At 40.4% G+C, this 14,713-nt stretch carries 8 protein-coding genes; all 8 read left to right on the top strand.

Annotation, left to right across the window (positions count from 1 at the left end):
• The first annotated feature begins 327 nt into the window (after positions 1 to 327).
• Positions 328 to 1,089, top strand: a complete 762-nt coding sequence (locus DDZ16_RS18390) for a LytR/AlgR family response regulator transcription factor (protein WP_109265949.1) — start codon at positions 328 to 330, stop codon at positions 1,087 to 1,089.
• Positions 1,089 to 2,615 carry a sensor histidine kinase gene (locus DDZ16_RS18395; RefSeq protein WP_158275704.1) on the top strand — a complete coding sequence of 509 codons (1,527 nt, stop codon included), beginning with the start codon at positions 1,089 to 1,091 and terminating at the stop codon, positions 2,613 to 2,615. Before DDZ16_RS18390 ends, DDZ16_RS18395 begins: the two co-directional genes overlap by 1 nt.
• 144 nt (positions 2,616 to 2,759) lie before the next feature.
• Positions 2,760 to 5,564 (top strand): M16 family metallopeptidase, encoded by a 2,805-nt coding sequence (locus DDZ16_RS18400; protein ID WP_109265951.1) that lies wholly within the window; start codon positions 2,760 to 2,762, stop codon positions 5,562 to 5,564.
• 39 nt (positions 5,565 to 5,603) lie between these two features.
• Positions 5,604 to 8,624, top strand: coding sequence for a SusC/RagA family TonB-linked outer membrane protein (locus DDZ16_RS18405; RefSeq protein WP_109265952.1), 3,021 nt, complete (start codon positions 5,604 to 5,606; stop codon positions 8,622 to 8,624).
• A 13-nt stretch (positions 8,625 to 8,637) separates the two neighbouring features.
• Positions 8,638 to 9,999 carry a RagB/SusD family nutrient uptake outer membrane protein gene (locus tag DDZ16_RS18410; protein WP_158275705.1) on the top strand — a complete coding sequence of 454 codons (1,362 nt, stop codon included), beginning with the start codon at positions 8,638 to 8,640 and terminating at the stop codon, positions 9,997 to 9,999.
• Positions 10,000 to 10,005: 6 nt separating this feature from the next.
• On the top strand, positions 10,006 to 10,506 hold the full coding sequence (locus DDZ16_RS18415; RefSeq protein WP_109265954.1) for a hypothetical protein: 501 nt from the start codon (positions 10,006 to 10,008) through the stop codon (positions 10,504 to 10,506).
• Positions 10,507 to 10,565: 59 nt separating this feature from the next.
• Positions 10,566 to 11,279: a hypothetical protein gene (locus tag DDZ16_RS18420; protein ID WP_146192263.1), complete on the top strand. Its 714-nt coding sequence runs from the start codon at positions 10,566 to 10,568 to the stop codon at positions 11,277 to 11,279.
• A gap of 236 nt (positions 11,280 to 11,515) precedes the next feature.
• Positions 11,516 to 14,197, top strand: coding sequence for a triple tyrosine motif-containing protein (locus DDZ16_RS18425; protein ID WP_109265956.1), 2,682 nt, complete (start codon positions 11,516 to 11,518; stop codon positions 14,195 to 14,197).
• Positions 14,198 to 14,713: the final 516 nt, after the last annotated feature.

Consider the following 14,713-nt stretch of genomic DNA (forward strand, 5'->3'; position numbering starts at 1 on the left):
AATCCCTGAAGGCTGAATACAACAACGATGGGTGACAGCCCATCGCAAAGAAGTAACTAACAAATCTAAAGCCCTGGAAGGGCGTAACTTTTTTAGGTCTGTTTTTTAAACCAATTTTTTAGAAGCAATAATTGAGAATGAACAATATTTTTAAACCAAAGTTTTTTACCATTCTAAATCAGGAATTGATAAGAATCAACTTAGAAAAGATGTCTTATCAGGCATTGTCGCAGGCATCTTTGCTTTACATTTGGCCATTGTAATGGCTCATTGGATATTGGTATCATATATTTACTATTTTTGCAGCCGGGTTAGGAAACAGGGCTAATGGAAGTAATAATAATAGAAGATGAAACATTATTGGCTGAAGCCTTGCATAAAGAGCTGGCAGCTATTGATCCCTCAATAAAGGTCATAAAGTATCTGAGTAATGTTGCTGACAGTATTGAATGGTTAAGTTACAATCACTGCGATTTAATATTTTCAGATATTGAATTAACCGATGGCAATTCTTTTACCATCTTCAAAAAACTTGATATTACCATTCCTGTTGTTTTTACCACTGCTTATGATCAATATGCAATCAAGGCTTTTGAGACCAATAGTATAGGTTACTTACTGAAACCTATAGAAAGTGAGGACCTCCGAAAAGTTTTGGATAAGTTCAGGCAAAGCCGGTTGCATCCTGCTGCTTTAAATCATTTAATAGATCAATTGTCTGGGGATTCATCTGCGACTCCTGCCAAAGTCTATTTAAATCGACTGATTTTATCCCGCGGAAATATCCAAAAGCCCGTGTCGGTAGATAAGATTATTTGCTTTATGGCAGACGACAGATACGTGTGTGCCATCACTCAGGATGGTAAGAAATTTTTCTATGAGGCCACCCTGACACAATTGGAGGATGAGTTAGATCCTAATCTTTTTTTTCGTGCCAACCGACAGTATTTTATTAATAAACATTTCGTAAATGAGATTAAGACAATAAGTCGAAGCAGGTTGATTATAAAAATGACAGAGGACCTTGGAGATGATATTGTGGTCAGTTATTCCAGAAGTAAGGCATTTAAAAAATGGATTTTAAGCTGATGTATAGAATATTGTTCAATAAAAGGAATGTCGTTGCATTAGTAATTTTAGTCGTTGTTTTTTCTTTGGGGACCTACGGGATCAGACAACAAATGCACCAGCAATATAATCATGACAGCCAGTCGTTAATTCATGCAAGTACCAAAGGGTATCAAAAGTTCCTGAATTATTATTACAAAAGTTATGATCGTGTCCTGGAGGCATTAGATTATGAATGGAATGAGGCTAATAACATTGATACTGGTCTTCGGGGGAATATGGAAACCATATTAGAAATGGACAGCACTATTGTAGCGGTTGGTGCTATGTTGCATAACCAGCTTTGGGAAATACATGAAGATAGTTTGGAGGTTCCATTACCTGACATGAGGAGTTTACTGCAACCAGAGGACGAGGACGGTCGTCAAGCCTCCGTTTTAAAAGAACGCTACTTATTTGTGGGCGGTGATTCCGGGCGATATGACGCTCAATATGCCCGGGGCATTATAATTGATTTGTACCGGTTGCATGAAAAATTTATCCGGGATAATGTTTACACTTCTGTTTATCAGGTGGTAATTAACCAATATCAGCAGTGTGTTTATCATCCCGAAATTGAAAAAGTTGGCAAACATTATCCTTTGCCTGGTTATTTATTCAATAATGAAAAGTATAATTACGAACAGTTTGATAAGTTACACCTGGCGCAATCTGACTATTTGCAAATGCCGGTATACATAGAGTACAGCTCAATGCCTTTCAGAGGAGATGAGTGGATAGTTTCAAGTGTATCGCCGGGATTTGAAGTCAAAGATATGATTGTAAGGCAGGAACGAAATATGGTTCTACTGTTTCTGTTTTTCTTGAGCACACTTCTTGGAATACTGATGTTTGGGATACTGCATTGGAAACGGGAATTTTTGTTAAGATCTTCTGCCGAACAAGAGAACCTGAATTTATTGCTGAAGCACGAAAAACAGAAAAGTGAGACAATTTCTGTTAAACTTGAACTGTTACGATCCGGGCTAAACTCCCATTTCATGTTTAATTCCTTAGGTACTGTAAAGGCCTTGCTTAGTAAGGATGATGAAATAGCCCGGAAAATGCTCTCCAATTTGTCACATTTATACCGGTATCAGTTACGCACAGAGGGAGAGCAGATGGTTACTTTGCGCGACGAGCTTGGATTTACACAAACCTATGTTGATGTTATTAATTTGCGGATGAATTCGTCTATCCGGTTAGAGATTAATAATTTATCGGATTATTTTGACAGTAAGGTTCTGCCGGTTTCTTTACAGTTATTAGTCGAAAACTGCATCAAACACAACATTGCTACTGAGAAAGACCCATTGGTTATTACAATAAAGGTAACAGAAGGTCGTATTTTTGTGATCAATGAATTACGCCCCAAAGTTGCTTTAGTGGAAACCAACGGGAAAGGGTTAAACAATCTGAATATCCGCTATACACTTATCACCGAGAAAGAGTGTACATTTAAAAAGGAAAATGGTCAGTTTATTGCATCTATCCCGGTCATAAATTAAGGAGGTGTGTGGTTGTATCTTTTTAACGAGTCACTGACTGATCCAATTTACAATTTCACTACAACAAATTACCACTTCACCCGACTGTCTTTGTAAAAAACTTCCGGATCAATTAATCTTGCCTGCTATAAGATGTTGTGATTTATGAAGAAAGTATTTCAAATTATTATATTTTGTTTGATCGGCCTGGTGCCTTTGATGGGGCAGGCGCAAATAGACAGTCAGGCTCCGATTCCATTAAATCCCAAATTGGTAAAGAAAACTTTGCCGAATGGATTTACTTATTATCTGCAAAATAATGCTTTACCTGAGAATCAAATTCGAATGCGGTTGGTTATCAAAGCCGGATCGATTCAGGAAACAGAGGCCCAACGGGGATTTGCTCATTTTCTTGAGCACATGGTATTTAATGGAAGTAAGCATTTTCCCGAAAATTCTTTGATTGATTATTTGCAATCTATCGGAGTGGAATTTGGTGCCGATGTGAATGCATACACCGGATATGATGAAACGGTTTATATGCTTCCTTTGCCCGATGGTAAAAAACAAACATTAGATAAAGCATTTTTGTTTTTTGGCGATATACTTTCAGGTTTAACCCTGAGTACTGAAGCCATCGATAATGAGCGAAATATTATATTGGAAGAGTGGCGCACTACAATAGGACTTAACCAGCGTTTAAAGGATGCTATGTATCCTCTTCTTTACCATAACTCACGGTATCTTCATCGCCGTCCCATTGGGTTAATGGATGTGGTGACCAAACAAGGAAATGATGAAGAGTTGCGAAAATTCTACCGGTCGTGGTACCGTCCCGATTTAGCTAGTCTTATTGTTGTGGGTGATTTTGATGAGGAAGACATCGAAAAACGAATTAATTCAGTGTTTGGACCTTTGGAAAATCCGGAAAACGCACCTGAACGTAAATTCTACACTGTTCCTTCCCATGATTCCACATTTGTTAAAATCATAAAAGATAAAGAGATTACCAGCACATCGGTAAAGATGATACGTAAGTTTCCTCACCGGGATGAAAAAACGCTGGCAGATCTTAAGCGAAGTGTGGTGAATCTTATCTACACCTATATGGTCAATCAACGACTCAGCGATATTGCACAACGAAAAGAGGCTCCTTTTATGTATGCCCAATCATATGCAGCAAGTGCTTCAGGGAAAACAGATCGTTATGTTTCGTTGGTCACTACCAAAAGTGATCAGATTATTGAAGGGACGCAGGGCTTAATGCGCGAATTGTTAAGAATCAAAAAACATGGTTTTACGCAACCAGAACTGGATCGCAAGAAAGATATTTTATACAATGATTTTGAGCGAATGGCCAGGGAGGAAGATACGCAAACCTCAAAACAAATAATGGAGGCTATTTCTAATCACATTATTTATGGTGAAGAATATGCCGGTATATCGTTTAATAAGGATTTTGTACATAAGGTTATTGATGAAATCACATTGTCTGATATTCAAAACCTGGTGAACGAATATATCGACCAATCCCAGCGAAATCGTGTGATACTTGTAACGACTCCTGAGGATACAGATGTTCCCACAGAAGATGAGTTATTGGGAGCCATAAAAAGTGTAACCTCCCAAACATTGTCCCGTTTCAAAGACATTGAAGTTCATGGACCTTTAATTGCCGATACTCCCGTTTCCGGAAAGATAAAACGGGAATCGTATTCTGAGAAAATGGGAATCACAACCATTGAGTTTGCCAATGGGGTGAGTGTTGCTATGAAACCCACGAAATTTAAAAGTGATGAGATACGTTTTTCATCAATACGGGATGGTGGCTATTCATTGGCTAGGCCTGATAATTTTGATAATGCGTCAATGGCATCGGTTTTGGTGAGCCAGGGAGGATTGTCGAAATTCAGTGCTTTGGAATTAGAGAGACTTACATCGGGAAAGCAGGTTTATGTGTCGCCTTACATTCATCGATACACAGAAGGAGTGTCCGGATTTTCATCAAAAGATGATTTTGAAACGTTATTGCAATTAACTTATCTTACCTATACGGCTCCCCGAAAAGATGAAGCCCAATTTGAGCGTTTCATCGATAATAAGAAAGAATACAACAAGAATGCATTTAATAATCCTGATTCCTATTTTACCGATGAGATAAATAAAGTTATGATGCAAAATAGCCCTCGTACCGCTACTTTGCTCTCGCCGGAAAAATTAGATGATCTAAGTCTTGATAAGGCGATGGGTTTTTATAAATCGCGCTTTAAATCTGCTTATGGTACGCGTTTTTTTATGGTGGGAAGTTTTGATGTGGATTCAGTAAAACCTCTCTTATCTAAATATCTCGGGAGTCTCCCGGGTGAAAAAATTGAAACCAAATTTGTAGATCATGGTATACGTCCTCCCAAGGGCGAACACCAATACATTTTCCCAAGAAACAGGGTGGAAAAGACCAAGGTTTTAATGCGGTTTACCGGAGAATATCCGAACACCCAAAAGGCCCGCATTGAGATGGGATTACTGAGTGATGTTTTGACGATCAGGTTAAATAAAAAACTGCGTGAGGAAATTGGCGGAGTTTACTCCCCGTTTGCCTCCTCAGTAATATTACAAAGGCCATACAATAGTTACAGGATGGATATTTATTTCACTTGTTCTCCGGCCAATCTGGACACATTGCTTCAGGCTGCTTTAAAGGAGGTAGAGATAATGCAGGGTGGCATTTCTGAAGAGAACCTTGAAAAGGTAAAAAAAGCGTGGCTCAAAAACCGTGAGAGTTCATTAAATACCAATGGCTATTGGCGAAAATTGCTTGAAGATCAATGGACACGAGGTGAAGATGAAAAGGACTTTGAAAAGTATGAGAACCAAATACAAAATGTGACAGGAAAGCAATTGCAGAAGTTGGCGCGAAAATATTTAGACCAAAAGAATCATTTGGAATTTATTCTGAGTCCACATAACTGATAGGGTTTTGTCAACCGCTAAAAAATTTTGAATCATACAATGAATGCTATAAAAACAAAAATATCTCTCGTTGTGCTTGTTGTCAGTGTTCTGGGCTTTGGGAGTTTTCCTTTGAAAGCTCAGGAATCGCGTACGGTACAAGGTATTGTTACTGATGCGCAAACAGGAGAGAGCTTAATTGGGGTAACTGTTATCCTGAAAAATACCAGCTCCGGAGTGATCACCAACTATGAGGGACATTATAGTTTTGGAGGGTTAGTTCCTGAAAGTGTTTTGCAGTTTTCATACATCGGTTATGAAAAGCAGGAAGTCAAAGTAGGAGAGAAGGCCATTATTGATGTTCAGCTTGAACCAGTTTCGCATGACTTAGAAGCGGTAGTGGTCTTTGGTGAAAACCGTAAAGATGTGCGATCGATCACAGGATCGGTGGGAAAAATTGACACTAAAGTTTTCTCTGCCGGAACGCCTGCCGGTTCGTTTGATCAATTGCTTCAGGGACAGGTGGCGGGTTTGGCTATTCAGTCAAGTGGAGAGCCCGGTGAAAAAGCCACCATCCGTATTCGCGGAAACAACTCATTGGGCATCCGTGCCAAGGATGATGCAGAGTTGGTTTCGGCCAACCGGGCGAATGAACCTCTGTATATATTGAATGGTACGCCTATTTCTTCAGATGTGTTTAATACCATTAATCCGGATGACATTGTGGACATCCGGGTGCTGAAAGATGGATTGTCAACTGTTGAATACGGTACACGTGGTGCCAACGGTGTAATTGAAATTAAAACCAAGCGGGGTATTGTGGGGCAAACTACCTACAATGTTCGTTACCAGCATACAGTGAAACCGATATCAGGTCTGGGGGGGATCAGTTTGATGCAATCTCCCGAAAAACTGGCACTGGAGCGCGAATTGGAAATTGTTACCGGCCTGGGTTTCATTTATACACCCCAACCGGATGATTCAGAAGAAGAAATCTACATCAAAAACAAACGGTACCGGCAGCTGGAGTCGGTCAATACAAACTGGCTGAAAGAGTTATCGCGCGTGGCCCAGGTGAAAGACCTGCAGGTAAGTATGTCGGGGGGAGCTAATGATACCCGCTATTATTTATCCACCAGCTATTACGATGAGCAGGGGGGCTATGAAACATCAGGGGCGAACCGCTTCACCACACGTTTTAACCTGGATCATAATCTAAATGAAGATGTTTCAATTGGTTTTGATTCATCGGTGGGGCGCAGCCAACGTTCAAAATCGAATAATACTTCTCCGGCCAGCCTTATCTATACTTTACAGCCATACGAAACAGCCAGTGACGAGGATTTCATTGCCAGAAATCCTTTGGAAAATTCTATTCAGTATTTCGAAGATCCTTTTGAAGAACTGAATAGCCGTACAACTGATTTAACCACCTGGCGGTTAGATTTGAATACAAATTTGAGCTGGGTTATCGCGACAGGTTTAAATTTGAATGCCAGGGCCGGAATCACCTACAATGACGGTGAAAACAATATCATAACGCTTCCCAACCGTATGGTTGCAGAAGCCGGTCTCGTTAAGGGGGAGGGCGTTTTCAGTAAAAATGAATCCAAAGCATTAACATCCCGGGGGAATATCAGTCTGGATTACAGCAAACATATGGGTAACCATTCCCTTTCGTTCAACGGGGGAACAGAGTACATTCATACCAGGAGCTGGGGATTTGGTTTTACCAGCCGAGGCATCTCTGAAAAGGTGGATCCTGAAATTGGTGCCAACCCACAGGCAACCATCTCCACATCTAAGTATTACGATGCATTATTGGGGTTCTACATGCGCGGAAATTATAACTTTAATTCAAAGTATAATGTGACTGGTTCATTCCGCTACGATGGCTCATCTATCCTGCCCGAAGACAAGCGCTTTGTGCCTGCCTGGGGAGTGGGGGCTGCCTGGAATGTGCAGAAGGAAGACTGGTTTGAGCCGTTTTATTTCTTCGATCAATTTAAACTGCGGGCTTCGTACGGGGTGAATTACAACTCTGGTGGGATACGTCAGACACTGGGATTACCCTTCTATGACTTTACCAATAGTGACACTTATCGCGGAGAACGTGTGGTTAACCTTCTGGAGTTCTGGAATTCTGACCTGAAGTTCGAACGTGCCAGGCAGTGGAGTCTGGCTCTTGATTTTGGACTGTTCAGCCATCGTATTTACGGAACCATTGAAGGATACGTCAAAAACACAGATGATTTGCTGGCTGCTGTTGATATTCCGGTTTCCAATGGCTACTCTACTTTGTTGCGTAACATCGGTCAGTTACGTAATCGGGGCATTGAAGTGCAATTGAGTGCCGTGGCTGTCAGGACGGATGATTTTCGCTGGACCACCAGCCTTAACTTTGCCTATAATGATAATGAAATAACTGACTTATACCTTCAGGATGAGATTAAAGTAGGGTCTGAAGGGTATTTTAAAGTGGGCGAACCTACTAACTCTGCCTATGTGAAACATTGGGCGGGTGTGAATCCTGTAAATGGCATGCCATTGTATTATGATGAGAACGGCAATATTGTAGCCGGAGGGGTGGCTCCTCAGATGACCGGTTTTGGTACTTACACGCACCCGGTTACCGGTGGTTTAACCCATATCTTCAACTATGACGATTTAGAGGTTTCAACCTTGTTTACCTATGCCTGGGGAGGGGTTAATTACAATAATCTCAAGGCACGCATGATTCGGAATGTGAAAAACGGAGAGGTGCCCTATGATGGCTTTATGAGCGATATCTGGTTGAAACCCGGGGATGAAAAACCATTGCCCAATCCAAAATTCTTTTCTGATACCAGTGTTAACTCGTTATTTGTAGAGAATGCTTCTTATATCCGATGGAAGAACATTATCGTTCGTTACAATTTGAGTGAAAAACTAAAGCTAAAAGGGATTTCGGCCCTGAAGATTACGGCGCAGGCCAATAATCTTCTAACCATTACCGGCTATGACGGAATTGATCCAGAGATTACGGGTATTGGTCAACCGCTGCCGCGGTCTTTTACCATGGGATTGGATGTTACTTTTTAATTTAAAGCAGAGTATGAAGCGAAATATAGCAGTTGTATTGTGTTGTATGGTTCTTTTCTCATCGTGCGAATTGTTGGACATCACGCCAAAGCATGTGGTGTCGCAGGAAAAAGCTTTTAATGATGTGGAATCATACGAAATGGCTCTGAATAATGTATTCCGGACTATGACGACATCGGTAATGACCATGCAGACTACCGATTACGCATCCGATGACTTTTCGGTTGTTGTACCCGGTTACGCACCCACTAATTACAATATTTATAACTGGGACTACCAAACACAACCCCAACCGTCTGTATGGAAGTACCAATACTTTTTGATTGCCAATGAAAATGTATTGATAGATAATTATTTCATTGTTCCGGCTGCCGATGAGGCCGAGCAGGCTAAGATTGACCAGATTTATGCACAGGCACTGGGGCTGCGCGCCTGGTCGCTGTTTAATATTGTTCAGTTGTATGCGCCTCATTACAATGGACAAAACGGGAACGAAGAGGGTATACCATTAAAGCTGAAATTAGAATTGGAGTATCTGCGAAAGGCTAAGCTTGGAGAAGTGTATCAGCAGATCTTTTCTGATCTGGAAAAAGCAGAGCGGCTGTTGACTGAGAGTGAATACGCCCCATCGGTTAATGATAAAGCCTATCAATTTGGGTTGGATGCAGTTCGTGCATTACGTGCCAGGGTAGCTCTTTTTACCAACGACCTGGAAATGGCCAAATCTGCCTCGGCGCATTTTATCAATACAGAATTGTTAAACAAGGAGAATTACTGGATGCTTTGGGAAGATCAGTTTGGTTCTTTGAACAAAGAGATCTTGTTTATGACACACGACCTGAGCGATACCGATGATGCTGAGTTGATTGATTATCACGTAATGTATGAAACCAATAAAGTGAGGTTGAGTGGAGAACTAATGGACAGTTTTTCTCCTGGCGATGTTCGGCAGGAGGCCTCTTATATCGGTCCTGGTCAAATGCCTTACAAACATGTGATTCCTGTTAATGACCGTAACGACCAGATGGATCGTAATCTGCATTACAAGCATTTTCGTTTGGCTGAGCAATATTTAATTTATGCCGAAGCGGTTTTGCCCGACGATCCGGAGGAAGCCATGCGGGTGCTGAATATCCTGAAAGCTAAACGGGGCGCTGAGTTACTGACAACTGTTCCCACCATGGATGACATTTTAGAAGAGCGCCGGCGGGAGTTGTTTGCCGAGGGGCTTCGTTTTTACGATCTAAAGCGGCTATCTGATGAAATGAACATTGTTGTAGAACGCCAGGATGGGACAGTACTGGCACCTAACTCACCTTTATATATCTGGGAAATCCCAAAGGAAGAGACCAACTCAAACCCATATATCAATTAGAGCAGTATGAAGCATACAATTATAATCCTTTTGCTGGCTTACGTTTTTGTGGGGTGTGAAAATCCTTATGAGCTCGTAAAAGAATCGAAGGTCTACAAGGAGAATCCGTTGGTAAGCTTAAGTTCAGAGCAGGCTGTCATTCACCTGGGAGTAGATGAAACGGGTAATCATACCCCTGAAGCCGGGGTGTTTAAAGACAGTCTGGTTTTGAGTCATGTTCTGGATCATGACATAAATGTCACTTTGGAACTGGTAGAGGATGAAACCTTTGGAGAAGTGGAAACTCACTTTAGCTTTCAAAAAGAGGTGACCATAAAGGCAGGGCAAAATTACGGGACATACAAAGTACAGGCATTGAATGTGCCGGTTGAAGCGATAAGCAAATATAAATTATCCATCCGCATAAAGGAGGTGGATGATGACAATATAATTGCCGGTTTGTATGGCGTAAAAAAAGAGAATGAAGACCGGAAGAAACGGTTCAAAACCTACTCTTACCAGGAATAACAGGAATTATTATTAATTATTTATAAACCAGGTTGACCCCTGAATTAAATTTTACAATTATGAGAAAAGTTAATGTGTTTTTCGCCTTACTATTGGGCACTATGATTGGTTTTACCTCATGTTCTGAGGATGATGAGTTAACTCCTGAAGAGTTGGAAGCAAAACAAACAGAAGAGTTATTGGGTACTATTACATCCAACTTTGATGAAATAACCTCTAAACAATGGACATTGAAAGAGTTTCAGCCATCAGATGATATGGTAGCAGCTTCAGAAACTGAAAATGGCGCCGTTGCACAAACTCGAATTAATGATGCCGAGCATGCAAAAAACTTTAATATGGTTTTATCATTTGCTGCTAACGGAGATTTGTTGAAGCCAGGTATAGCAATGAATGTTCCCGATGAGGAGTTGGAATCCAAAGTATTAACTTATTTGAACGAACCTTGGGGATTTGAGTTGTTTACATCATTGACTGAGGGTGAGTTGAATAGTTATTTAGCACAGTTTCGTAGAGTTATTGCTGCGCCTCTTGCTGCTGATGATTTAAATACGGATGATATTACAAGTGAGGAAACTGGCCTTTGTGTTTTCAATATTGAAATGAGAGATTTTTCCCAAATGTCTTATGATGATGTAGTATTGGCTCAAAAGCAGTTGATTGAAGGGAATAATGATAAGATTTATATGAATGAAGACGGTACACTTACTGTAGAAACAACAAGTGTAGAGTATGGTGTATCCAAATTGATTCTGGAAGAAGTTACAGAGTAAATTATTGGCTATTAATTATTTAAGAAAGGTCATTCAGTTTTGAATGACCTTTCTTAGTGTGCGTAAGAATGGCAATATTTGCAGATTCGATAGTAAATCTGCAGTGGAGGTAAGGGGTGATCGAAGATGCACGCTTTAAAAAAAATTATTACCTACATTTGTAATGGAAAACCAGCAATAACTTTATTAAAAGGGGGGAATAAGACGGATTCCTAAACAGCCGTGTTTTGAATACTATGAGATTAAAAAACAATTTACTACTTGCGATTTTTCTGTGTTCTTTAAGCATTTCCAATGCCGTCAATTATACCTACGTTCCGGATATAACGACATTCGATAAGAATGATTACCAGGCGGGAAGACAGAATTGGGATATTGAAGTAGATGACGATAATGTGGTGTATATAGCAAATGATGCGGGACTTCTTCGTTACATTTACGGGCAGTGGATATTAAATGAGCTCCCCTCTGGCCAATCATTACGTTCTATTTGTATTTATGATGATAAAGTCTGGTGCGGCGGTGATGGGATAGGTTATTTTAAATATGATGAAACTGGTAATTTGACATATCACCATCTTTCTGATATTGATGGCAATGTGTGGAATATTGAAGCCAATGGCGACAATGTGTTCTATCAATCAAATAGTTCTATTTCTGTATATAATATAAATACAGAAAGCCTTGTTCAATACACATTTCCCAATGCTATATCCGGATTAGGAAAGTGGCAGAATGAAATATGGACGATAAGTACTGACAAGGGGTTAGGAATTTTAAGGTCTGATGGATTCTCATTTGTTAAGCCTTTTGCTCCCGGGAAAAACCAGGAAATAAGGGTGTTATTTGAGCATGACAGGAAGCTTATAATTGTCTTAATGAATGGGCAGGTATACTCCTATGATGGGGACCATTTTAATGAAATAATTATGCCTGAACAGACGAGTTGTTTTTCTGCATCTCACTACGATGAAAATATCTTTTTTCTGGGCTCTATATTAGAAGGCATAATTCCCGTAAAATCAGATGATGGAACTGTTTCTGTTCAAAGAAAGATACAGGAACGCCATGGTTTGCTTGATAATACAGTTCTTTCTCTGGCTGTAGATAACAATGGCAATTTGTGGGCAGGTCTGGATTATGGAATTGCAAAGATTAACAAAGAGAGCTTGTTAAAAACCATCATTAGCAAGGGAGCAACCTATGACATTTTAATGAATGACAACACAACATACGTTGCAACCAATAAGGGACTTTATGCCAATTATGAATCAACAGATTTTTCGCTTGTTGACGGCACTCAGGGACAAGTCTGGGCACTGAATGAATCTGCCTCCGGACTCTTTGCCTGCCATAACAATGGATTGATGAAGATTGAAGACGATCAATCCCGACTTGTTTACAATAGTGCAGGAGTAATGGATGTGGCTCAATTTGGTAATACCAGCCATTACCTGTTTTCTGCTTACACAGGAACACTTTGGATGCAGGAAGTCGGAGGTGAATTTCAGGAAAGACAGAATCTGGGGATTTGGGGTAATCCCAAACTTAAGTATGATGAAGCCAATCAATGTGTCTGGGTTCATGATGCAAGCGCTGATAGCATTGTCTACCGTGTTCGGATACTGAATGATTCCTGTGCTGTGACCAAAACCACCATGAAAGATGTTTTTTCAACTGATAATGGATTATTCTTTTACGATGGCAATGCTTTATTTGAATACGAAGAGGGGAGCTTTACAGAAAGTCGAATGGCTTTGACGCAGAGTATCAATGGAGAAGAAATAACAGCTTTAGAGGTATCTTCTGATAATAATATTGCCGTTTATATTCAGAATAATGAGGTAAAGATGATCGAAGAACTGGCTGATGGTTCAACCGTTATTCACGATAAATTGCTGAGTGAGGTCAATAACGATATTCTGGAGCAGTTCGAATGTTTGAAAATACATGATAAGTTGCTTTACATTGCAACCGATCGGGGAGTGAAAATCCTGCCTCTCAATAATAGATATAATAGTCAAAGTTTAAGAGATCCCATTATTTCAAAAATTGAGATAACTTATTCCGGCAGAAATAAACCACGAGCCATTTATTACCCATATACCAATAAAGCATTGAATCTTGCCAGCCGCCAATTTAAAACCATAACACTGTCATTTGCAAAAGAGGAAAAACACAATGTTGAGTACCGCTACCGTCTTTTACCTTATAATAAAGAATGGACAGAATGGTCGTCCTCCCAAACCCAGGTTGTTTATGGTGATTTAAGACCTCGGGAATATACTTTTGAACTGGAATGTCGCTATAATGGGGCCATTGAAAGAAAGACCTCTTTGCCCATAATAATTGAAGGCATAGGATATTATTATCTACGTCTGGGGATCTTGTTCGTTATTTTGGCAGTGATTGCTTTAGTAATAATACAATCTGCAAAAAATCATAAATTAAGATTAAAGCATAAGCAATATAAAAAACTGGCTGCAGAGGAACAGGTACAAGCTAAAAAGCAACAACTTCTTCAATTTACGGAAATCATTCGTCATAAAAATTCTTTTTTAGTTGAAGTAAGAGGTGCTTTGGCTCAAATGAAGAATAGCGCAGCGGCACGCTGGGTGAACAAAATTGACCAGGAGATTAATAAAGAGAAAAAAGAGTTTCTGTTTCATAAATTGTTCTCCGAAGATCATCAGGATTTTATTCAACGCATCTCTGCTCAATATGAAGAATTAACACCGCATGATATTCGCCTGATATCGTTTATCCGCATCAATGCCAACACAAGCGAAATAGCTCAGTTCCTAAATATCTCTAACAGCAGTGTTGATACGGCACGTTACCGCTTGAGGAAAAAATTGAATTTAGAACCCAATCAAAACCTCGATAAATTTATCAGGGAATTCCAGGTTAACGCCTGAGTTCAAATCAAGGGTCTGATAGTTCTTTGAAGGGGGTTTGGCTAACAGCCTTTCAGCCCTGATATAAGGTCTTATCTAATAACAATGGGTGCAGTCCAACGCTCCCCACGCAACCACTCCCCTTCAGCCCTGCAAGGGCGTAACCATAACTATCACGCCCTTGCAGGGCTCTGGTCTGGAAGCGGTGCCTACCACATGGCTTCACCCTGTGTTTTTGTATCGTACCCCTTCAGAGCTCAGGTCTCGTGGTAGTGCTCGACCACAGGGCTTCCCCCCTGTGTTAACAGATGTTACCCCTTCGGGGCTATTAACAGCAATCCTTAAGCGTTAAAGTTTTAAAGCCCTGCAAGGGCCTCATCCCTTAACGATTGGTGCCATCCCATTACCCTGGAGGGCATAGCCGTCAGGCTTACAAAGCCTAAGTGCTTGATTTGAAGATTGGTAAGCAGACGCAACTCACCCCTTTCGGGATGATAGTCGAATTTTCTTCATATATTTGCTGTGATTTATTTAACA

Origin of the sequence: Marinilabilia rubra (assembly GCF_003121985.1) — a bacterium.
In the GTDB taxonomy this organism is placed as follows: Bacteria; Bacteroidota; Bacteroidia; order Bacteroidales; family Marinilabiliaceae; genus Marinilabilia; species Marinilabilia rubra.

Coding starts and splice junctions, on each gene's coding strand:
- DDZ16_RS18390 (WP_109265949.1), top strand. CDS start 328: ATGGAAGTAATAATAATAGAAGATGAAACATTATTGGCTGAAGCCTTG.
- DDZ16_RS18395 (WP_158275704.1), top strand. CDS start 1,089: ATGTATAGAATATTGTTCAATAAAAGGAATGTCGTTGCATTAGTAATT.
- DDZ16_RS18400 (WP_109265951.1), top strand. CDS start 2,760: ATGAAGAAAGTATTTCAAATTATTATATTTTGTTTGATCGGCCTGGTG.
- DDZ16_RS18405 (WP_109265952.1), top strand. CDS start 5,604: ATGAATGCTATAAAAACAAAAATATCTCTCGTTGTGCTTGTTGTCAGT.
- DDZ16_RS18410 (WP_158275705.1), top strand. CDS start 8,638: ATGAAGCGAAATATAGCAGTTGTATTGTGTTGTATGGTTCTTTTCTCA.
- DDZ16_RS18415 (WP_109265954.1), top strand. CDS start 10,006: ATGAAGCATACAATTATAATCCTTTTGCTGGCTTACGTTTTTGTGGGG.
- DDZ16_RS18420 (WP_146192263.1), top strand. CDS start 10,566: ATGAGAAAAGTTAATGTGTTTTTCGCCTTACTATTGGGCACTATGATT.
- DDZ16_RS18425 (WP_109265956.1), top strand. CDS start 11,516: ATGAGATTAAAAAACAATTTACTACTTGCGATTTTTCTGTGTTCTTTA.